Genomic DNA, 21,470 nt, shown 5'->3' on the forward strand with positions numbered 1-21,470 from the left:
CATCGTCAGCTAAAATGCAAGGTAAAGCAAGCGCCCTGATTTACGGCGCTGCTCACCGCTATACGGCCGCCCATGCTTTCGACGTGGGATTTGACCAGAAACAGCCCCAGCCCCCGTCCGGGCTGGTCGGGGTGAAACCGCTTGTAAAGCTCAAACACACCCTCCCCCACCCGGGCGTAGTCGAAGCCCAGGCCGTTGTCCTGCACCTGCACCACTACCCCGCCCCCGGCCTGGGCCTGCCCAGTAATGGCTACGCGCAGGGGGCGCTCGGGCGAGCGGTACTTGATGGCGTTGGAAACCAGGTTGTAGAAAATACTGTGAAAGTAAGCCCGGTTGCCGTTCACGCGCAGCTCGCGGGCTAGGCCGCACTGCACCGTGCCGCCGCAGGCGTGCAGCGACTCGGCCAGCAGCTGGGTTACCTGCTGGCATACCCCGGCCAGGTGCACGGGCTCGGGCGGGCGCAGCTGCTGCTTGTCGCGAATGGAGAGGATGGTGGTGATGTCGGTGAGCACCGCGTCGAGCTGGCGCAGGCTGGTACGCAGGTGCTGCAACGACGTATCGAACACATCGGAATCCTTGCTCACCCGCGTGAGCAGGTCGGCGTAGCCGTGGGCGTTGGCCAGCGGCGCGCGCAGGTTGTGGGAAATGATGTAGGTAAACTGCTGCAGGTCGGCGTTTTGCTCAAACAGCTCCTGCGCCATTTGGCGCTGCTTTTCCTCGGCCTCCTTGTGGGCCGAAATGTCCTGCATAGCCCCGATCATGCGCTGAGCCTCCCCTTGCGGGTTGCGGAGAATATAGCCGTGGTCGGCCACGGTGGCCCAGGAGCCGTCGGCGCGGCGGAAGCGGTACTCCTCCTGCCACTTCTGGGCCTGCGGGTCGGCCAGCAATGCGTTGAGGCCATCGGTGATGCGCGGCGCATCGTCGGGGTGCACCGCATCGGACCACTGGTCGAGCGCCTTGGGATTTTCGGTGAGCGAGTAGCCGAACAGGGTTTCCAGTCCCTCGCCCCAGTACAGCGAGTCGGCGGGAATGTTCCAGTCGTAGATGGCGTCGGAAGTGGCCCGGATGGCGTAGCGGAACCGCTCGTTGCTCAGCAGCAGCGCCTCGGCCGCGCGCGACTGCTCGGTCAGGTCGTGCACGATGCCCACCAGCTGCCGGCAGCGGCCGTCCTCGTCGAACACGGGGGTAATGCCCACTTCGCCCATGACCTGGCCGGTGGGATAGTGCCAGGTTTCCAGCCAGCTTACCCGCTGCCGGGTTTCAATGGCCTGGCGGTACTGCGTCAGCACCAGGCTCAGCGAAGGCTCGGGTATCACGTCCTCCACGTACTGGCCCAGCACCTTGTCTTCCGGCAGCCCGGTGGTCAGCTCAAAGGCCCGGTTGATGAAGGCGAAACGGTAGCGGCCGACAGGTTCCACGTCGAGCACGAACGTCACGTCGGCAATGGAGTTGAAGATGGCCGACAGCTGCTGCTCGCGCTGCCAGACCACGCGCTCGGCCAAGGCGGCCGGACTGCGGTCCTGCGCCACCCCGTACCGTTCTTCGCCCGCCCGGGCGGGCAGCAGCGTGAGCCACAGGGGCCGGCGGCTGCCGGCGGCCGTCAGCCAGTCGGCTTCGGCGCCGGCTACGGTGCCGGCCGCCGTCAGCGCCTGCCGCAGGCCGACCGCCGCCGCTGCGGGTACGAAATGCCAGGGTCCGCGGCCGGCCAGCTGCCAATCGGCGTAGCCCGTGAGCTGCGCAAAGCGTGCATTGATGCGCACGAAGTACCCCCCGGGGTCGAGCACGAACAAGGCGGCCGGGCTGTGCTCGAATGCGGCCCCGGCACCCACAGGATCAGCGGAAGGCATAGGAAGAAATACGAAGAAGCATCGCGCTACGGCCCGGACCGGCGACATGCGGTTACCTGGCAGCGCTAGATACAAATTCCTGCCGCACTATTGCAATTCCAACCGGGGCCCGCGCCGTGCTCAGCCGGGCCGGGCCGGGGGCGGCGCGACCGGGAAGGCCGGCACCTCGGCCAGCCGCACGTTGCTGCGCGCGGCAAAGTCCACGCGCCAGCAGTAATGGTCGAGGCCGTTGGTGAGCAGCAGCAGCGGCGCCCCGATAGTTTGGTTGTATGTGGCCGCCTGCTGGGCCACGGCGGCAGAAATGGGCACCGCGGGCGCCTTGCACTCAACCAGCAGCAGCGGCTGGCCCTCGGCATCGAGGGCAACCAGGTCGGTGCGCTTGCGGCGCTGGTTGTAGGTGTGGCCGCGCTCCAGGCTCAGCAGCCCGCGCGGGTAGCCGCGGTGGGTTATCAGGTAATGCACCACGTGCTGCCGCACCCACTCCTCGGGCGTGCACACCACGTGGCGCCGGCGCAGCACGTCCCAGATCAGCAGGTTCGGGCCCGATTGCGTAAGTTTGTGGGCGAAAGGCGGCAGGTTCAACGCTTGCATCACCTCCAAAGGTACGGCTCCGAGGGACTACTGCTTCCGCTTTTCGCCCCCGCCCTGCCGTCGTACAGCCCCTGCACGACGGTTTTTTCGTACCTGTTGGGGTCTTATGGGAGCCTGGGGTCTTGGGTGCTGGGCTGACGTTCAGTCTCCGCCTCCGGTCCCCGAGGACTTTAAGACCAAGACCCCAACAACCAAGTCCCCAGCAACCAACACCTCAAGCCCCTAAACACTCTTCCCCTACTGCATGAAAGACAAATCCGACATTGTTAAGAACTGGCTGCCGCGCTACACGGGCGTCCCGCTCGAGGAGTTCGGCCAGTACATTCTGCTGACCAACTTCATCAACTACGTAGGCATGTTTGCCGAGCAGTTCGGCGTCGAAATCCGCGGCATCGACAAGCCCATGCAGACGGCCACGGCCAACGGCATCACCATCATCAACTTCGGCATGGGCTCGGCCATGGCCGCCACGGTGATGGATTTGCTCTCGGCCATCAAGCCCAAGGCAGCCCTGTTCCTGGGCAAGTGCGGCGGCCTGAAAGGCAAAACCAAGGTGGGCGACCTGATTCTGCCCATCGCCGCCATCCGCGGCGAAGGAACTTCCGACGACTACCTGCCGCCCGAAATTCCGGCCCTGCCTTCGTTCCGCCTGCAGCGTTCGGTGTCGTCCATGATCAAGAAGCACGAGAAGGACTACTGGACCGGCACGGTGTACACCACCAACCGCCGCGTGTGGGAGCACGACGAGAACTTCAAGACCTACCTGCGCCAGATCCGGGCCATGGCCGTGGACATGGAAACGGCCACCATCTTCGTGGTGGGCTTCGTCAACGAAATTCCCCACGGCGCGCTGCTGCTGGTGTCGGACGAGCCGATGACGCCCGAGGGCGTGAAAACCGCCGAGAGCGACAAGACCGTGACGACCAACTACGTCAACACCCACCTGCAAATCGGCATTGACTCGCTGCTGGAGCTGAAAAACTCGGGCGAGTCGGTCAAGCACATGCGCTTCGAGTAAGCTTTTCCCCCACGAGTTGTCATGACCAAGCGTTTCCTCTTGCTGGCCGGCTGGGCCCTGGCGCTGGGCAGCTGCGACCGGGCCAAGGACACGGCGCGCACCACCATCCAGAAAACCGGCGAAGCCGTGGGCCAGTCGGCCACGGTGCTGGCCAACGGGGTGGCCGTGGGCATCGGCAAGGGCACCGGCCGCCGCCTCAAGCTCAGCGCCGACCTGCAGCAGCGGGGCCTGCAGGTGGGCAAGGTGCAGGTGGGCCGGGCCGACAGCGCCCGCCTCGACAACCGCCTCACGGTGTACTTCATCTTTCAGCAGCGCTTTGCCGACACGGTGCTGGTAAAGCTCTTCGACGAAAGCGGCCGCGAATACGGTCGGCGCAAGCACTTTCTGGCGGCCCGGGCCGACGAGGCCTTCAACGCCGACATCGTGTTCGACGAGCGCACCGACATTGAGCTGGGCACGCAGGTAACCGTGGAATAAGCCGAACTCCGGCAGTTGCACCCGCCGGAGGTGCCCCGCCCCGCGGCGGGGCACCTCTTTTTTGGCCGGCTTCCCGCACTCCGGCCCTAACTTGCCGGCCTTACTGCTGCTCTATGATGACTGCTCGTCTGCGCTCCTTGCTGGCTCCGCTGGCTGCCCTGCCCCTGCTCTTCGGCCTCACCGGCTGCCCCGCGGCCCGCTACCCGGCCGACCTCGTCGTGTACAACGCCACGGTGTACCCCGTCGACTCGGCCTTCAGCCGGGCCGAGGCGTTTGCGGTGCAGGATGGCCGCATCGTGTTCGTGGGCACGTCCCGGGAAGTCGGGCAGCGCTACGAGGCCCGGGAGAAGGTGGATGCCCAGGGCAAGTTCATCTACCCCGGCTTCTACGACGCGCACTGCCACTTCTACCGCTACGCCCTGGGCTTGCGCGACGCCAACCTGGTGGGCACCCAGTCGTGGGGCGAGGTGGTGCAGAAGCTGCAGGCGCACCGCCGGCAGAATCCGCAGGCAGCCTGGCTGACGGGCCGGGGCTGGGACCAGAACGACTGGCCGGTCAAGCAGTTTCCCACCAAGGACACCCTCGACCGGCTGTTTCCCGACGTGCCGGTGTTCCTGATTCGCATCGACGGGCACGCGGCGCTGGTCAATCAGAAAGCCCTCGACCTGGCCGGCATCACGGCCCGCACGCCCATCAGCGGCGGCACCATTACCCGCAACGCCCAGGGCCAGCTGACGGGGCTGCTGGTCGACAATGCCGTGGATTTGGTATCAAGCAAGATTCCCGAGCCGACGGCCGCCGAAGCCACCCGCCTGGTGCTGCAGGCCCAGCAGGAATGCGTGGCCCTGGGCCTCACCAGCCTGGCCGACGCCGGCCTGGAGCGCGCCCAGATCGAACGCGTCGATTCCCTGCAGCAGGCCGGTCAGCTCAAGCTGCGCCTCGACGCGATGATCAGCATGAGCCCGGCCAACCTCGACTACTACCTGCAGCGCGGCCCTTACTCGACGGATCGGCTGACGGTAAACTCCTTTAAGGTGTACGGCGACGGTGCGCTGGGCTCGCGCGGGGCCTGCCTGCTGCACCCCTACGCCGACCGCCCCAGCGAAACGGGCTTCCTGTTGCAGTCGGTGGCTGAGTACAGGGCCCTGGCCGAGAAGCTGGCCGCCAGCAAGTTTCAGATGAACACCCACGCCATCGGCGACTCGGCCAACCGGGTGCTGCTCGACATCTACGGGCAGGTGCTGAAGGGGCAGAAAGACCGCCGCTGGCGCATCGAGCACGCCCAGGTCGTGAGCCCCGCCGACGTGGCCAAGTTTCGCCAGTACGGCATCGTGCCCTCGGTGCAGCCCACCCACGCCACCTCCGACATGTACTGGGCCGGGGAGCGGCTGGGCGCCGAGCGCCTGAAAACGGCCTACGCCTACAAGGCCCTGCTCGACGCCACCGGCCGCCTGCCCCTGGGCTCCGACTTCCCGGTGGAGTACCTCAACCCGCTGTTCGGCTTTCACGCCGCCGTGGCCCGGCAGGACGCCAAGAACTATCCGCAGGGCGGCTTCCAGATGGAAAACGCCCTTACCCGCGAGCAGGCCCTGCGCGGCATGACCGAGTGGGCCGCCTGGGCCGCCTTCGAGGACCAGCAGAAGGGTACGCTGACCAAGGGCAAGTGGGCCGACTTCGTGATTCTCGACCAAGACTTGATGCAAGCCCCGGCCGAGCAGCTGCGCAGCATCAAGGTGCTGGGCACCTACATCCAGGGCGAAAAAGTCTATGGCCAGCGCTGAGCTACTTGAAATTAAGTGAGGGTTCGTGCACCTGCCGGCTGGCATAGGCGGTGCCGCCGAACTTCAGCGGAGTACCGCGACCTAAGCGGCGGGCCGTTTCGAGCACTCGACGCTCCGCTTCTGTGGCCAACGCCGGGTCTTGTAGGTTGAGGGGCTGCCACCGCTCGACGCGGCCCTGGGCACTAACGCCCACCTCTACCCGTAAGGGCTGGCCCGCCAGGTCTTTGCGCAGGCGGCCACGCAGGCTCTTCAGCGCCAGCTCCACAACAAGCTGACTTCCGGCCGCCGAGTAATCAGGTACCTGGATAACGGAAGTCATTCGCACCGCTGCTACCTGCTCAGCCGACGACGCTTCGGCTGTCAGTGCCTGCTCCCAGTTTACTCCCACGGGAATGACGGTGGCCACCGGCTGCCCCCTGAATATATAGGGCACCGCGGCCGGTCCCTGACGCAGCATGGCTTTAAGGGCCGTGGCATGGGGTTCAGGCACCGGATTGTTGAGTACCACGTCGCGGATCGTTCCGTCGGCATTGGTCAGCAACGCGAAGCTCAGGTACTTAGGCCGCTCGGGCATGTCACGCAGGGCTGGTTGCTGCAGACCTTTTGTCACGTGCGTCAGGTACTCTATTGAGGGGTAGCGCTGGGGGTTTTCTTTGGAGGATTCATAGAAAACAACGGCCTGCGCCCGGCCGGGGACCCAGGCAACCAGCCAAAACAGGCCCAGTAGTATCCAGGATTGAATAGCAGAGGCGGCGAAATGCTTCTTCATGCGAGAAAGAAAATGCCCGGTAGAAACGCGCTGTTCCTGCCGGGCATTGTTGGTAAAACTGCTGACAGCCGAACCCGGCCCCTACTGCTCGTCGGCGGAGGGGCCATAGATGCTGGGCACGGGCACGTCGAGCAGGCGCAGGTATACCGAGAGCTGGCCGCGGTGGTGAATGAGGTGGTTGAGGATGAGCACGCGCAGCACGCGGGTGCGGGGCATGGTGCCCACCACCCGCTCGCCCACGCGCATGGTCCACTGGCCGTGCAGCGCCTCGTCTTCAATGCCGGCTACGGCCTGCTGCACGCTGGCGGCCGTCACGTCGAAGCGGCTCAGCACTTCGTCGGTGGTGGTAGCGGCGGTGGGCCATTGCACGGTGCTCATGTCGGTTTCGGGGCCCTGCTGCGAGAGTTCCAGGAAGGCCACCAGGTTGGCCATGTGCCAGGCGAGTTTGCCGATGGGCATGGACTTGGGGTGCGGGCGCCAGCCAAATTGCTCGGTGGGCACGCGCTCCAGCAGGCGGCGCGTCAAATTCAGCTCGAATTTCAGCTCCTGTCCCAGGACCGCCTGCAGGGAGGAATTAGCAACGCTCATAAGGAAGGGAGAGGGAAAAGGTGGGTTCGGGTGCCACAACCCGCGCCGGCCCCCGGGGTACATCGACCCAGCCGTTGCCCGCGCGGACCGCGGGATTAGTGGCCGGCGGCCGGCAGCAGCTCGGCGGCCTCGGGGCGCAGGGCCTTGCCGCGCAGGGTAAAGAGGAAGATCAGCCCCAGGATGAAGAACACGATCAACGCCAGGATGCTGTAGCGCATCGAGCCGAACTGCTGGCCGATGATGCCCCAGGTGGCAGTGCCGATAACGATGCTCAGCTTCTCGGTCACGTCGAAAAAGCTGAAGTAGGACGCCGTGTCGGGGGTGTTTTCGGGGATGAGCTTGGAGTAGGTCGAGCGCGAGAGGCTCTGCACCCCGCCCATGGTGAGGCCAATGACCGAGGCCAGGGCGTAGAAGCTCCAGCCCGCCTGCACGAAGTAGCCGGCAATGCAGATCAGGGCCCAGATGAACACGGCCCAGCTCAGCGCCCGGGTGTTGCCGATGCGCTCGGAGAGGCGGGCAAAGAAATAGGCGCCGGCAATGGCCACCAGCTGCAGCAGCAGGATGGTGATTATCAGGGACGTGGAGTCCAGCTTCAGCTCCTTGTCGCCGAAGATGGTGGCCACGTACATCACCGTCTGCACCCCCATGTTGTAGGTGAAGTAAGCCAGCAGGAAGCGCTTGAGCATGGGCAGGCGCTTGAGCTCGGCCCATACGTGGCTCAGCTCGCGGAAGCCGCTAAGCAGCCAGCTCTGGTCGGTGGCGGCATCGGCGGCGCGACCCGGGTCGGGCGGCAGGGCGCGGAAGGGAATCTGGGCAAAGCCCGCCCACCACAGGCCGGTGAGCAGAAACGAGAGGCGGGTGGCGAAACCCTCCTCCAGCCCCAGCGCCTCGTGGCCCATGATGAGGCCCAGGCACAGCACCAGCAGCACGACCGAGCCGATGTAACCCATGGAAAAGCCGCGGGCCGAGAGCCGGTCGTACTGATCTTCGGTGGCAATGAGCGGCAGGTAGGAGTTGTAGAACACGATGGAGCCCGAGAAGCCGATGGTGGCGGCCACGAACACGAAGGTGGACGGTGCCAGGGTGTTCTTGGTGAAAAAGAACAAGGCCGCGCAGGCCGTAGCGCCCAGGTAGCAGAAGATCTGCAGGAACAGCTTCTTGCGCCCCGAGTAGTCGGCAATGGCCGTGAGCAGGGGGCTGATGGCGGCGATGAGCAGGAAGGCCGCCGATATGGCGAAGGTGAGCAGCGACGAGCCCTTCAGCTCGAAGCCCAGGAAGTTGACCAGGTCGCGCCCCTGCGCGTCGACGGCCACGGCCCCCCAGTAAATGGGGAAGATGCTGGAGGTGATGACCAGCGGGTACACCGAGTTGGCCCAGTCGTACATGGCCCAGCCGCGGGTGATGCGCTTGTCGTTTTTGGGAATGGCTACCGGAGTAGCCGCGGCGGCCGGCGAAGCAGTCGTCATAGGAAGGAAGGGAGAAGATGCGCCAAGCTAACGAGTTTTGGGCGCTTGCGGCCGGGCCGACGGCGGTAAGCCGGGAGTTCCCCATCTGCCGCCGCCCGGGTTTCCGCCGACGCGCCGGGGCATCTGGGAGCAAATCACGCCGTTGGGCGCCGCCTCCGCCGCCGCGCCCTGGCCGGGCTGCGCTCAAATGGCTTGCAGCAGGGTATCGAAGTTGGCCTCTTCATCTACGATGCACTCGTCCAGGGCAATAAAGGCCAGCAAGTGAATGAGCTTGCCCAGCCCGCTGGCCGCGTACAGCTTGTGGTGCCCGTCGAGTAGGTAATGGGCCAGGCACCAATGTTCCCTGAACTCAGGCAATGGGTTGTCAGGGTTCAACCATGCCGGGCCTTTGACATCCAGCACGCTGAGACTGATGGCCGTCGGCGTTTTGCCGGCCTCCAGTTCCCGTTGGTAATGCGCCACCCGCTCCTCGTCGAGCCAGCCCTGTGGGAAAAGCGGAACGATGAACTCGTAGGCTTTGCGCTTCTCCCCCAGATCATCATCCGTTCCCCGATAATACTGAATCTTCGGATAGTGCGGCAGGCCCCAAAAGCCCTCAACGCCCCATAGCGCCACTTGCTCGTGGGCAAAGTAGTCGAGCGGGCCACCGAGCTTCACCAATTGCGGCCACACTTTCAGCAGCACGGCTCGGTAGCGGCCGGCGGGCACAATTGCCGCTACCGTGCGCAACAACTCCGGTTCCAGGGAAGCTACCCCATCGTTGAGCTGTTCGATAACGTACTTGGAATCAACGCCCGGGGAAGCTCCTCCTAGGCGCTCGAAGTCGAACTGGCAGGTGTTGCAGATATTACCAATCTCGCAAGCCGGCTGGCCGTTCAGGTAAATGAAACGATTCCACACGGGCCAGTTATCCGTACCGGTCTTCACAAACGATATGGGCGTCCGCGAGTCCGTGAGTTCCAGGGTCGTTTCAGCGAGTACGCGGGCCATACATAGTCGGGCGGCAATGAATACTTGCCAACGGGTCAAAAATAACGGGCCTGCCGGTGAAGGCAGGCCCGCGGGCGTGTTTTCAAGACATAGTAATGTCTGAGCTAAGACAACGGTATGTCTGGGTTAAGACATTACTATGTCTTGAAAAAGGGTGGCTACGACTTCTTGCGGGCAGTGGCCCGCGCCTGGGAAGCCGGTATAGCATTGTTCACCCGGCGCAGCTCGGCCCCTTGAATGGTCTGCTCGAACAGGCGGCCGGGGCGAAACTGCACCCGCACGTTGTTGATCAGGGCCACGTTGAACTCTTTTTCCGAGTCGGCACCCTCGCCCTGCAGCGAAACGAAGAAAGAGCCGAAGTCGCCGAAGCGCACGATGCGGCCGTCGGCCAGCTCGCGGGGCACCGTCTGGAAAAAGGCTTCGAGCACGGCCATCACGTCGATGGTGCTGACGGTGCTCATCTGGTTGATGCGCTCGGCAATGCCGCGCACGGTAGCCTCGCCCTGCGAGCGGGCGGTAGCGTAAAACTTCTTGGGTTCGGTAGGCTTGCCGGGGTTACCGCGCTCGGCCAAAGAATACTCGATTGGCATGACACAAAAGGGTTAGGTTGAGCTTTCAAGGTAATAATCCTGATCAAATGTCAAAATAAAATTATAATAATTATATAAAAGATACTCCTGCGCCTGCCCATCAGCAGCAACAAACCCGGGACTTACTTTTGCCGGCCCCGGCCCACGCCTGTCCTCCGTGCCCCTGCCCCATTCCCCCACCCGCCGCCGCCTATCCGAACCGCTGCCGCAGCTGTTGTTTCTGCTGCGCTGGGTGGTACTGGCGGGCTTGGTAAGCCTGCTGGCCGGCACGGCTTCGGCGGGCTTCCTGGTGGCACTGGCCTGGGTAACCCGGCACCGGGAGCTGCACCCGGCCCTGCTGCTGCTGCTGCCCGCGGGCGGGCTGGCGGTGGGGCTGCTCTACCACTACCTGGGCCAAAGCGTGGCGCGGGGCAACAACCAGCTCATCGAGGCGATGCAGCAGCCCGGCGCCGGCGTGCCGCTGCGCATGGCCCCGCTGGTGCTGCTGGGTACCCTGCTCACCCACCTGGTGGGCGGCTCGGCCGGGCGCGAGGGCACGGCGGTGCAGATGGGCGGCGCCCTGGCCGCTGCCCTCTACCGCCGGCTGCCCGCCCGGCAGCTGCGCCTGCGCCCGCGCGAGCGGCGCCTGCTGCTGGTGGCGGGCGTCAGCGCGGGCTTCGCCTCGGTATTCGGCACCCCGCTGGCCGGGGCGGTGTTCGGGCTGGAAGTCGGGCGGCTGGGGCGGCTGCGCTACGCCGCCCTGCTGCCCGGCGTACTGGCGGCTTTCGGCGCCGACTGGGTAACGCGGGCCTGGGGCGTGGGACACACCCACTACCCCATTCCGGTAGTGCCCGCCCTGAGCTTGCCCACGGTAGCCGCCACCCTCGGCGCGGCCATCCTGTTCGGCCTGGCGGCCCGCGCCTTCATCGAGGCTACTCACCGGCTGCAGGCAGCTTTCTCGGCCCGCATTGCCTGGCCGCCCCTGCGCCCAGCCGCGGGCGGCGCGCTGCTGCTGGCCCTGGCGGCCGGGCTGCACTACAGCGGCCTCGTGCCCGACGTGAGCCGGTACTTGGGTTTGGGCGTGCCCACCATTGTGGCCGCCTTTGCCGCGCCCCTGCCCGCCTACGCCTTTGCCCTGAAGCTGCTCTTCACGGCCCTTACGCTGGGCGCGGGCTTCAAGGGCGGGGAAGTGACGCCGCTGTTCTTTATCGGCGCGGCGCTGGGCTCGGCGCTGGCCGCGGTGCTGCCGCTGCCGGTGGCCCTGCTGGCGGGCCTGGGCTTCGTGGCGGTTTTTGCGGGGGCCGCCAACACCCCGCTGGCCTGCCTGCTCCTGGGCCTGGAGCTGTTTGGGCTGCCGGCCGCACCCTACCTGGCGCTGGCCTGCGTGGTGGCCTACCTGTTTTCGGGGCACCGGGGCATCTACAGTGCGCAGGTAGTGGGCGAGGCCAAGCACCCCCGCGACGCTCGGCAGCAGGGCCGCCCGCTGAGCGCCCTGCGCTCCTAAGCCGCCGGACCAATCCGCCCCGGCGCCCGGCTTTAAACGCCAACGGAGCCTGCCCCCAATGAGCGCAGGCTCCGCAAGCAAGATCGGATTCTGTCAAGCAATCCGCCCTTACCTACGCGGCTACCGGCCGGGTCGGATTGCCCGACTCCCCGCGGGGCCGGCGCCGGCCCCGGCGGTAGTTGCCGGCAGGAAAACCGCGCCCTTTTTCCCGGCCGAGCTTGGCCGCTCACATCATCATGTGATGCATTTCACCATTCCCAGACATAATATGTCATTGCCTGGCTTCGGAAGGTTCGCTTGCTTTGCGGACACCGAATTTTGCCCGTTGCGCCCGCCCGGCTTACTGCCTCGGTTGCCGCGGTAACAGAATTGGAATCACGCGTTTACCTCCACTCCACTTCCCGCACGCTATGATCAAACCCTTACTACTGCTCGCCGCGCTGAGCAGTTGGGCCGGCACTGCCCTGGCCCAGAGTTGTCCGGCTCCCGCCGTGGCGGCCGATGGCCCCACTACCTTCTGCGACGACGCCGTGAGCCTGCGCACCTCGCCGGGCCCGGTGCGCTACGCCCAGTCGGTGCTGCGCTTCAGCACCGAGTACAACAGCTCGTGGGCAGCGGCTACCACCCTGGGCGCCCCCACGGTGTACCCGCGCTACGGCGACATCAGCGGCGCCTGGGCCAGTTCCGACCCCGATGACCAGCGCGAGTACCTGGTGCTGCGCTTCGCCAATCCGGCCCCGGCCAAGCGCATTCTGATCTGGGAAACCTATAACCCCGGCGCCATCGACACGGTATGGGTGCGCAACCCTAATACCAACGCCTGGGTGTCGGTGTATACCGCCACCGCGGCCCCCGCCGGCGGCAACTCGCGCATTCTCAACATCAATTTCCCCGAGACGGCCTTCAACGTGCAGGACGTACGCCTGGCCATCAACTCGCCGGCCGTAACGGGCTGGAACGAGATTGATGCGGTGGCTTTGTCGGGCGAGTCGGCCGAGTACCGCTGGCTGCGCAACGGCACCCTGCTGCCCACCACCGTAGCCGGCACCGACGGCCCGGGCCTGTCCAACATTGAGACCAGCGGGGCCTACTCGGTGCGGCTGACCAACAACGACGCCTGCACCAATACCAGTACCCCGGTGAACGTGCTGGCCGACACCCCGCCCACCGTCACGGTGGCGCCGTCTACTACCACCATCTGCTCGGGGGGCTCGGTCACGCTCACCTCCACGGTCACCAACTCGGGCGCCGTGGTCGACAGCCGCAGCCTGCGCTTCGATGGCAGCAACGACATGGCCTCGGCCCCGCACAGCGCCAGCCTGAACCTGACCTCGGCCCTGACCCTGGAGGCGTGGATCAACGCCACCGGCACGGGGGTAGCCGTGCAGGACGTGGTAAACAAGTCGTCGAACAGCCAGAACACCGGCTACATTTTCCCGCGCTCCGACAACAACTTCAACAACCTGGTGCTGTACCTGCACATCAACGGCTCGTGGCGCACCTTCCAGGTTCCCTACGCCGCGCTGCGCGGCAGCTGGCACCACACCGCCGCCACGTACGACGGCGCCCGGGTCAAAATATTCATCGACGGCGCCAAAGTGCTCGACGTGGCCCAGACCGGCCCGGTAACGACCAACACCAACGCGCTGACGTTGGGCATCCAGCCGGGCTTCAGCGAATACTACAACGGCGAGGCCGACGAAATCCGCGTCTGGAACGTAGCCCGCACCGAGGCGCAGATTGCCGCCGACTACAACAAAACCATTCAGGCCCCGCAGGCCGGGCTGGTGGCCTACTACCGCCTCGACGAGGGTAGCGGCAGCACCGCGGCCGACCTCAGCGGCAACGGCAACACCATGACCCTGGCCGCCAACGCGGCTGCTCCGTCGTGGACGACCACCAACACCGGCCTGAGCCAGGGCCTGACCTACCAGTGGAGCCCGGCCACCGGCCTGAACTCGACCACCAGCCCCACCGTCACGGCCAACCCCACGGTGAGCACCACCTACACCCTGCGCGTGACCAACGTGAACAGCGGCTGCTTCGACGAGACGACGGTGCGCGTGAACGTGGGCGGCCCCTTCACCTGGAGCGGCGCGGTCAGCACCAACTGGTTTGACGCGGCCAACTGGGCCTGCGGCTCGGTGCCCAACTTTGGCGACGACATCACCATTCCGGCCAGCATGCCCCGCTACCCGGTTATCAGCAGCGGCTCGGCCAGCGTGCGTAACCTCACCATTCAGGGCGGTACGCTCACCATGACCGACGGCACGCTCTCGGTAATGGGCACCTTCACCAACAACGGCACCCTGGACCAGACCGGCGGCACCATTGCCCTGATGGGTGGTACCCTCGACGACGTAGGCGGTACCGGCCAGCTGCAGTTCCGCAACCTGCTGGTGGGCGTATCGGGCGCCCGTATGACCAGCCCGGTGCAGATTACCGGCCTGCTGAGCCTGGCCGGCAACCTGAACACCAACGGCCGCATCCTGACGCTGGTATCGAACTCGGCGGGCACGGCCATGGTCTACAACAACCCCGGCGTCGTGGTCGGCCCCGTGACGGTACAGCGCTGGATCAACCCCTCGATTAACCCGGGCCGCGGCTACCGCCACCTTTCCTCGCCGGTGCAGAGCAGCAGCATTGCCGACCTGACGGCCCCGGGCTTCGCGCCGGTGCTGAACCCGGCCTACAACTCGGCGGCCGAGCCCACGCTGGTGACGCCCTTCCCGAACATCTTTACCTACAACGAAATGCGCCTGCAGCCCGGCTCGGGCAACACCTTCGACACGGGCTGGGAGTCGCCGCTGAGCACCAGTGAAACCCTGGTACCGGGCCGCGGCTACACGGTGAACCTGGCGCCCACGACCCTGGACTTCGTGGGCACGCTCACCAACGGCGACGTGGCCGTACCGCTGATGCGCGGCGCCGCCGCGCCGGGCTGGAACCTGGTGGGCAACCCCTACCCCTCGCCCCTGAGCTGGGATGCCATGCAGCTGCCCGCGGGCGTTGACGCGGCCGCCTACGTGTACCGCTCGAACGGCCCCTACTCCGGCGGCTACGTGGCCTACGTAAACGGTCAGGGCGCCCCCGGCACCCAGCTCATTCCCATGGGTCAGGCCTTCTTCGTGCGCGCCAGCAGCGGCTCGCCCACGCTCACCTTCCGCAACCCGGCCCGCGTGACCACCTACCAGAACCCGGCCCTGAACCGCGGCTCCGATACGCGTCCGCAGCTGCAGCTGGCATTGCGCCGCAGCGGCACCCCGGCCGAGGACGTGCTCTACGTCTACCAGGAAGCCGGCGCCACCGAGGGTTTCGACAGCCAGTTCGACGCCCTGAAGATTCAGCTCAACGGCGGCCAGCAGCCCACGCTCTACCAGACGTCCGGCACCCACTCTTTGGCCATCCAGGGTCTGCCCACCGGCCAGCAGCCGCTGCGCCTGCCCCTGGGCGTGCACGCCCCGCAAGCCGGCGCCTACAGCTTCGCGGCCGACCAGCTGCTGCACTTCCCCGCCACGGCCCAGCTCTGGCTGGAAGACCGCCAGAGCGGCACCTGGCACGACCTGCGCCAGGGCGCCTACGCCGTGCAATTGAGCCAGGGCCTGCACCCCACCCGCTTCGTGCTGCACCTCTACGCCCAGCGCCCCCTGGCCACGGCCACGGCCCGCCTGACCAATGCCGACCTGCAGGTGTACCCCAACCCCGCCCACGGCCAGCCGGTGACCGTCTCGGCTGCCGGGCTGAGCGGCAGCCGTGCCGAGCTGCACCTGCTCAACAGCCTGGGGCAGGTAGTCCGGAAAGAAACTGTGGCCCTGAACGGACGCCTGCTCGAACATCAGGTGGAAGTGGCCGGCCTGCCGGCGGGCGTCTACACCCTGCAACTGCGCACCCCGGCCGGCACGCTGGCCCGCAAACTCGTCGTCAACTAACGGTCCTCGCCCAGTGAACCTGCGTTCTTTCCGAATCTTCCTCGCCCTGCTGCCCCTAGTCGCCCTGCTTTCCCTGACGGCCGCGGCCCAGGGCAACCCCGGCTCGGGCGGCCCCCAGCCCGGCCAGCCCACGGCCGTGCCCATCGACGGGGGCGCCTCGCTGCTGCTCGCCGCCGGCGCCGCCTACGGTCTGCGCCACCTGCGCCAGCGTCGCCGGGCCTGAGTTAGCTCCCCCCGCCAACGCTGTTTCACTTAACAGCCCCAACGAAAAAGGCCCCTCCTGTGCGGAGGGGCCTTTTTTCGTCAACAGCTTGCGGCGGGCAGCGGCTCTACCATTGCCAGCGGCGACGGGACTCAGTTGGCGGCCGCGGGGCCGCTATCTACCAGCGTGAAGCGCTTGGACTGGTCGCCCACGCGCACCTCGAACTCGCCGGCTTCGAGTACTTTCTCCCCGTCGCGGCCGGTGTAGGCCAGCTCGCGCGCGGGCAGGGTGAAGGTGACGGTGCGCGTTTCGCCGGGTTTGAGGCTGATTTTGTCGAAGCGGCGCAGGCGGCGCACGTCGGGGGCAATGCTGCCGGCCACCAGGTCGCCGGTGTACAGGTGCACGGCCTCCTGCCCCTCGCGCGGGCCGGTGTTGGTGACCTGCACTTTCACCGTGAGCTGGCCGTCCCGGGTCATGGAGGTTTTGTCCAGCTCCAGACCGGCGTACTTGAAGGTGGTATAGCTCAGGCCGTGGCCAAACTCCCACTGCGGGTTGTAGTCGGCCTCGTAGTTGTAGGCACCTTCCCCGCGCTTCTGCTCGTCGCTGTACTTGTGAATGTAGCTCACCAGCGCGTTGGGGTAGCGCGGGTAGGTGTAGGGCAGCCGGCCCGAGGGATTCACGTCGCCGAAGAGGATGTCGGCCAGCGCGTCGCCGCCGTGGTTGCCGGGCAGGTAAGCCTGCACGATGGCGGGCATTTGCTGCTCGAAGGCGCTGATGACGCGCGGCCGGCCCTCGTTGAGCACCAGCACCACGGGCTTGCCGGCAGCGGCCAGGCGCCGGGCCAGCTCTACCTGCAGGGGCGAAAGGGTCAGGTCGTTCAGGTCGCCGGGCTTTTCCACGTAGGAGTTTTCGCCCAGGCACAGAATCACTGCGTCTACTTCACGGGCGGCGGCCACGGCCTCGTCGAGCTGGTCCGCGGCTTCGTCGTAGTACTTGCCGTCGGGCTTCATGTTGTAGCTCACCCCCGGCACGTAGCGCACGTTGGCCGCCCCGATTTCCTTCTGCACGGCTTCCAGGATGGTGTTGTACCGGGCGGCGAAGTCCTCGACTTTCTCGCCCTGCCAGGAGTAGGTCCAGGCCCCGTTCAGGGTGCGCATGGAGTGGGCGTTGGGGCCCGTCACCAGCACCTTGCTCGCCTTCTTCAGCGGCAGCAGGCCGTTCTGGTTTTTGAGCAACGTAATGGCCTCGGCCGCGGCCTGGTAGGCGGCCCGCTCGTGCTCGGCGCTGCCGAACCGGGGATAATCCTTGAAGCGCGTCACCGGCGTCTCAAACAAGCCCAGCTTGAACTTCACCCGCAGAATGCGGCGCACCGCGTCGTCGATGCGGGCTGGTGAGACCTTGCCTTCCTTCACGTTGGCCACCAGGTTGTCGCAGAACTCCTCGTACTGGTAGGCCAGCATGCCCATGTCGAGGCCCGAGTTGACGGCCAGGGCAATGGCTTCCTTCACGTTGCCCACCACCCGGTCGCGCTTGTAAAGGTTGTCGATGTCGCCCCAGTCCGACACCACCAAGCCCCGAAAGCCCAGGCGCTCCTTGAGCAGCTTGGTGAGCAGCTCGTGGTTGGCGTGCACGGGAATGCCGTTGATCAGGCCCGAGTTGATCATGATGGTGTGGGCCCCGGCGTCGATGGCGGCCTTGAAGGCGGGCAGGTGGTACTCGTAGAGCGACTCCAGCGGGATGTGGGCGTTGGTGCGGTCCTTGCCCGACTGCGGCACCTGGTAGCCCAAGAAGTGCTTGATGCTGCTGGCCACGTGCGTGGGCTGGCCGATGTCGTTCTGCTCGCCCTCGTAGCCCTTCACCACCTGCACGCCCAGCTCGGCGGCCAGGTAAGGGTCTTCGCCGTAGGTTTCCCACTGCCGGGGCGAGCGGGGGTCGGCGCCGAGGTCGAGCACCGGCGAGAAGGCCCAGGGAATGGCGCTGGCCCGGGTTTCGTAGGCCGTGATTTCGGCGGCGCGGCGCACCAGGGTGCGGTTGCGGGTAGCGGCCTGGGCTATTTGCTGCGGAAACATGGTGGCCCCGGCGGTGTACGTCTCGCCGTGCACCGCGTCGATGCCGTAGATGACGGGAATCTTCAGCCGGGTTTCCTGCAGGGCCACGTCTTGGATTTGCTGCACAATGCCCTCCCACACCTGCGGGGTGCGGGCGCGGTTGTTGGCCGCGTTCAGAATCGAGCCCACCTTGTATTTGACCACCGCGTCGCGCAGCTTGGCCGGGTCCAGGGCAAAGGGCTCGTCGCTGGCGTAGCGGTTGCTGCCCTTGCCCACCACGTCGAGGGTAATCTGGGCCATCTGGCCGACTTTCTCCTCCAGCGTCATCCGGGCCAGTAAGGCCTCCACCCGCGGCTCCACGTCGGCGGAAGCTGCCTGGGTGGCTGCTCTGGCTTTGACTTTGGGTTTCTGCTTTTGAGCCTGGGCGCCGGAGCTCAGGGTGCCGGCCAGCAGCAGGGCCAGCAGGGCCGTGGGTTGAAGTCGCATCGGAGTAGCAATCAGAAGGTGGACGTTCAGAAAAGCAGCCAGCACGCTGCCGTCGCGAAAAAGCAAGGCGCGGCCTGGGCAGCCCATTTGGGGGCGCCGGCGGGTTGATTGGCCGAGTTGAAGGAAGGGTGATTAGCGGGCCGCCGCAGCGGCCGGGGTTAAACCGTTAGGTGGTTTGCGCAGGTACGTGGCCGCGGAGGCCGTACCAGAAAATGTAGGCGTAGCAGAGCACTGGCAGCACGAAGGCCCAGCGCAGGCTGCTGGCGTCGGCAACCAGGCCAAAGAGCATGGGCACCACCGCCCCGCCCACGATGGCCACGTTCAACAAGCCCGAGGCCTGCTCGGTGTGACGCCCCAGGCCGGCCACGGCCAGGGTGAAGATGGTGGCGAACATGATGGAGTTCATCAGCCCCACCGCCAGCAGACTCCACATGGCCAGCGGGCCGGTGCTCAGCACGGAAACGATTACCAGCAGCACCGCTCCTACCGCGTTGATGGCCAGCAGCCGACCGGGATTCATCTTGCCCAGCAGATAGGCGCCGGCAAAGCGGCCCACCATGGCCCCACCCCAGTAAAACGCTACCTGGTCGCCGGCGCCTTTCGGGCTCATGCTCATGACCTCGGGCAGGTGCAGGTAGGAAACAATGTGCGAGCCAATGGCCACTTCGCCGCCCACGTAGGCGAAGATGGCCACTGCGCCCAGCACCAGGTGGCGGAAGTGCCAGGCCCGGCGCCCGGCGTGGTCGGCCGGATCGGCGGCGTGCTGGATGCGCGGCAGCTTAAGCACGGCCAGCAGCCCGCTGATGACCAGCAGCACCGCGCCGATGGCCAGGTAGGGCATTTGCACGGCGCGCACGTCGATGGCCTGGGCTGCGGCGGGCGTCTCCAGGTCGGGCAGGTTCGATAAAATCAGGGCCGCCCCCAGCAGCGGGGCCACGGTGGTACCCAGCGAGTTGAAGGCCTGGGTGAGGGTAAGGCGCGCTGGGGCCGACTGGGCCGGGCCGAGCACGGCCACGTAGGGGTTGCCCGCTACCTGCAGCAGCACCACGCCGGTAGCCAGCACAAACAGAGCGGCCAGGAAGAAGGGGTAGCTACGGCTGTCGGCGGCCGGGTAGAACAGGAAGCTGCCCAGCGCCGCTACCACGAACCCCGCGAGCATGCCGCCCTTGTAGCCGATGCGCTGCACCAGCAGCCCCGCCGGAATACCCATGAAAAAGTAGGCCCCGAAAAAGCAGAGGTTGATTAGGTTGGCCTGGGCATAGCTCAAGCTAAAGATGGCCTTCAGGTACGGAATGAGAATGTCGTTCAGGCAGGTAATGAAGCCCATCATGAAAAACAGCACCGTGAGCGACGACAAGGCCGAGGTGTAGCGCGGCTGGGCGCCCCCGGCGTCGGCTGGGGCGGGCGGGGGAACGGTGGAAAAAGCGGGAGCAGCCATAAGAGTGAAGTTCGGTCGGCAAATGAGTAGTCGGGCAAGCTACGCAATGCCGCCGCGCCGGGGAATTATTCTTGCTTGAGTTTGTAAAAGCGCACGTAGTCGACCAGCAGGCGCTGCGGAAAGGCGCCGGCATCGATGCCGTGGCGGCCGCCCCACTCCCCGCCCACGGCCACGTTCAGCAAGAGGTGAAACGGGTGGTCCCAGGGCCAGGCCTGCCAGCCGCTGTGCTCGTTGCGGCTGGTGAAGTAGGCCTGGCCGTCGACGAAGGCGGTGATGGTTTCGGGCGTCCACTCCAGGGCGTACACGTGAAAGGCCGTAGTGGCGGTGGGCACGCTGATGGAGTCGGTTTTCTGGTTGTTGGTGCGGAAGTAGTACTTCTGGCAGTGCGTGGAGGCCTGCACCACGCCGGGCCGGTAGCCCACGTACTCCATGATGTCGATTTCGCCGTTGGCGGGCCAGCTTTTGTCGCCGTACTTCCACTCGTCGGGCAGCATCCAGATGGCGGGCCAGGTGCCGCGGGCGGCGGGCAACTGCGCCCGCACCTCCACCCGGCCATAGGTGAGGCTGCCGCCGCGGTTGCCCCGTGACACCAGCCGCGTGGAGGTGTAGGCGTTGGGCGGATTGAGCATTTCGCGCCGGGCCTCGATGACGAGGTGGCCCCCCTCCACGCGGGCGTTTTCCGGGCGGGCCTTGGTGTAGAACTGCAGCTCCTTGTTGCCCCAGCCGTGGCCGCCCACGTCGTAGGTCCACTTGGTAGAGTCGGGCAGGCCGCCGTAGTTGAACTCGTCGCTCCAGGCCAGCTCCTTGAAGGAGTAGCGCGGCGCGGCCACGGGCGCGGCCGGGCGCGGTGCGGGCGGGGCCGAGGTGCAGCCCAGGGCCAGCAGCCAGGCCAGCGCAGTAGCGGGAAGTGAAGTCCAGAGCAGGTATTTCATGCTTGCGAGTACGTGAGAACTAGGGACGGGCCGGCACCGGCCGCAGCCGACCGAAGATACCCGCGTCGATCCAGCCCCGGTTTTTATCGGGCCCGGCCACCGGCACGCTGCCGAAGAAGTTTTCCCGCTCGGGGCTGCCGTCGTTGTCGCAGTAGGCCAGGGCAAAGCCGATGGGCTGGTTGGGCTGGATGGGCAGCGGGCGGTTGGCTTGGGGGCGGGTGTCGTCGTAGGTATCGGCGTAGAGGGCCACGGCGGTTTCCCAGGTGGTTACCGTGCCGCGCTGGCGGCGACGCACCCGCACGTGCTCGTCGAACAGCCGCCCTTTCCGGTCGCGGCCCATGTCCACCACGTGGCCGTCGAGGGCGACGTGGTAGGCCCAGGCGTTGTAGTTGTACTGATGCTCCCCGCCCGAGCCGTCGGGGTCGACGAAGATTTCCAGGCAGTCGTCGTCCCACCACCGCACCAGCGGGTCTGCGTGGGTGTCGATGAGCCGCTCGTCGGTGATTTCGGCCAGCACGTAGAGGCGCTGGGGCGTCCACACCACCTTGTAGCGTCCGGTAAAGTCGGTGGGCGCGGCCGGCGGCCCCAGCCAGCGCTGATCCAGGGGCCGCCACGGGGCCGCGGCCCAGCAGGCGTCGGTGCCCCGGCCGTCGAGCACCGGGGCCACCCGGGCTTGCGGCGCCGGGTAGTCGCGCGGGGGCGGCTCCCCGACGGGCGCGGCCCAGGCCAGCACTACCGTTCCCCAAATGCCCAGGGCCACCACCCCGGCATCTTTCTCGTGCTGGCGCCGGGCCGTCCCTGGTCGTTGCTGCCACCGTTTGCTCATGCTCAGCGG

At 66.3% G+C, this 21,470-nt stretch carries 17 protein-coding genes; 6 read left to right on the top strand and 11 right to left on the bottom strand.

Features of this window, described 5'->3' with window-relative positions:
- Positions 1–5: 5 nt before the first annotated feature.
- Positions 6–1,847 carry a PAS domain S-box protein gene (locus ACE191_RS06580; RefSeq protein ID WP_400191391.1) on the bottom strand — a complete coding sequence of 614 codons (1,842 nt, stop codon included), beginning with the start codon at positions 1,845–1,847 and terminating at the stop codon, positions 6–8.
- A 120-nt stretch (positions 1,848–1,967) separates the two neighbouring features.
- Positions 1,968–2,438 (bottom strand): type I restriction enzyme HsdR N-terminal domain-containing protein, encoded by a 471-nt coding sequence (locus tag ACE191_RS06585; protein ID WP_400191392.1) that lies wholly within the window; start codon positions 2,436–2,438, stop codon positions 1,968–1,970.
- 244 nt (positions 2,439–2,682) lie between these two features.
- Here ACE191_RS06585 and ACE191_RS06590 point away from each other — a divergent pair, with 244 nt between their 5' ends.
- From ACE191_RS06590 to ACE191_RS06600, 3 genes are all read left to right on the top strand, one after another.
- On the top strand, positions 2,683–3,456 hold the full coding sequence (locus ACE191_RS06590) for an AMP nucleosidase (RefSeq protein ID WP_400191393.1): 774 nt from the start codon (positions 2,683–2,685) through the stop codon (positions 3,454–3,456).
- Positions 3,457–3,477: 21 nt separating this feature from the next.
- Positions 3,478–3,933, top strand: coding sequence for a hypothetical protein (locus tag ACE191_RS06595; protein WP_400191394.1), 456 nt, complete (start codon positions 3,478–3,480; stop codon positions 3,931–3,933).
- A 116-nt stretch (positions 3,934–4,049) separates the two neighbouring features.
- The gene (locus ACE191_RS06600; RefSeq protein WP_400192300.1) at positions 4,050–5,714 is read left to right on the top strand and encodes an amidohydrolase; all 1,665 of its coding nucleotides are present in this window, start codon (positions 4,050–4,052) and stop codon (positions 5,712–5,714) included.
- Position 5,715: 1 nt separating this feature from the next.
- Here ACE191_RS06600 and ACE191_RS06605 read toward each other — a convergent pair whose 3' ends face one another.
- The 5 genes from ACE191_RS06605 to ACE191_RS06625 form a co-directional block, all read right to left on the bottom strand.
- Positions 5,716–6,483, bottom strand: coding sequence for a hypothetical protein (locus ACE191_RS06605; RefSeq protein ID WP_400191395.1), 768 nt, complete (start codon positions 6,481–6,483; stop codon positions 5,716–5,718).
- 81 nt (positions 6,484–6,564) lie between these two features.
- Positions 6,565–7,071 (bottom strand): DinB family protein, encoded by a 507-nt coding sequence (locus ACE191_RS06610; RefSeq protein WP_400191396.1) that lies wholly within the window; start codon positions 7,069–7,071, stop codon positions 6,565–6,567.
- Positions 7,072–7,166: 95 nt separating this feature from the next.
- Complete coding sequence (locus ACE191_RS06615; RefSeq protein WP_400191397.1) at positions 7,167–8,537, bottom strand: MFS transporter; 1,371 nt, start codon at positions 8,535–8,537, stop codon at positions 7,167–7,169.
- A 183-nt stretch (positions 8,538–8,720) separates the two neighbouring features.
- Positions 8,721–9,527, bottom strand: coding sequence for a hypothetical protein (locus ACE191_RS06620; RefSeq protein WP_400191398.1), 807 nt, complete (start codon positions 9,525–9,527; stop codon positions 8,721–8,723).
- A gap of 158 nt (positions 9,528–9,685) precedes the next feature.
- Entirely contained in the window at positions 9,686–10,117 is a 432-nt protein-coding gene (locus ACE191_RS06625; RefSeq protein WP_400191399.1) for an HU family DNA-binding protein, read from the bottom strand.
- A 157-nt stretch (positions 10,118–10,274) separates the two neighbouring features.
- Here ACE191_RS06625 and ACE191_RS06630 point away from each other — a divergent pair, with 157 nt between their 5' ends.
- The 3 genes from ACE191_RS06630 to ACE191_RS06640 all read left to right on the top strand — a co-directional run bounded on the left by ACE191_RS06630 (position 10,275) and on the right by ACE191_RS06640 (position 15,752).
- On the top strand, positions 10,275–11,600 hold the full coding sequence (locus tag ACE191_RS06630; protein WP_400191400.1) for a chloride channel protein: 1,326 nt from the start codon (positions 10,275–10,277) through the stop codon (positions 11,598–11,600).
- A 410-nt stretch (positions 11,601–12,010) separates the two neighbouring features.
- Positions 12,011–15,529, top strand: a complete 3,519-nt coding sequence (locus ACE191_RS06635) for a LamG-like jellyroll fold domain-containing protein (protein WP_400191401.1) — start codon at positions 12,011–12,013, stop codon at positions 15,527–15,529.
- Between the two features lie 13 nt (positions 15,530–15,542).
- A complete protein-coding gene (locus ACE191_RS06640; RefSeq protein WP_400191402.1) occupies positions 15,543–15,752 on the top strand; it encodes a PID-CTERM protein-sorting domain-containing protein in 210 nt (69 codons plus the stop codon).
- A 131-nt stretch (positions 15,753–15,883) separates the two neighbouring features.
- Here the strand turns inward: ACE191_RS06640 and ACE191_RS06645 are convergent, their stop codons facing one another.
- The 4 genes from ACE191_RS06645 to ACE191_RS06660 form a co-directional block, all read right to left on the bottom strand.
- Positions 15,884–18,265: a glycoside hydrolase family 3 N-terminal domain-containing protein gene (locus ACE191_RS06645; protein WP_400191403.1), complete on the bottom strand. Its 2,382-nt coding sequence runs from the start codon at positions 18,263–18,265 to the stop codon at positions 15,884–15,886.
- Between the two features lie 166 nt (positions 18,266–18,431).
- Positions 18,432–19,703 (bottom strand): sugar MFS transporter, encoded by a 1,272-nt coding sequence (locus ACE191_RS06650; protein ID WP_400191404.1) that lies wholly within the window; start codon positions 19,701–19,703, stop codon positions 18,432–18,434.
- Positions 19,704–19,768: 65 nt separating this feature from the next.
- On the bottom strand, positions 19,769–20,635 hold the full coding sequence (locus ACE191_RS06655; protein ID WP_400191405.1) for a family 16 glycosylhydrolase: 867 nt from the start codon (positions 20,633–20,635) through the stop codon (positions 19,769–19,771).
- Positions 20,636–20,654: 19 nt separating this feature from the next.
- Complete coding sequence (locus ACE191_RS06660; protein ID WP_400191406.1) at positions 20,655–21,461, bottom strand: sugar-binding protein; 807 nt, start codon at positions 21,459–21,461, stop codon at positions 20,655–20,657.
- Positions 21,462–21,470: the final 9 nt, after the last annotated feature.

Source organism: Hymenobacter sp. B81 (genome assembly GCF_044628455.1).
GTDB lineage: Bacteria > Bacteroidota > Bacteroidia > Cytophagales > Hymenobacteraceae > Solirubrum.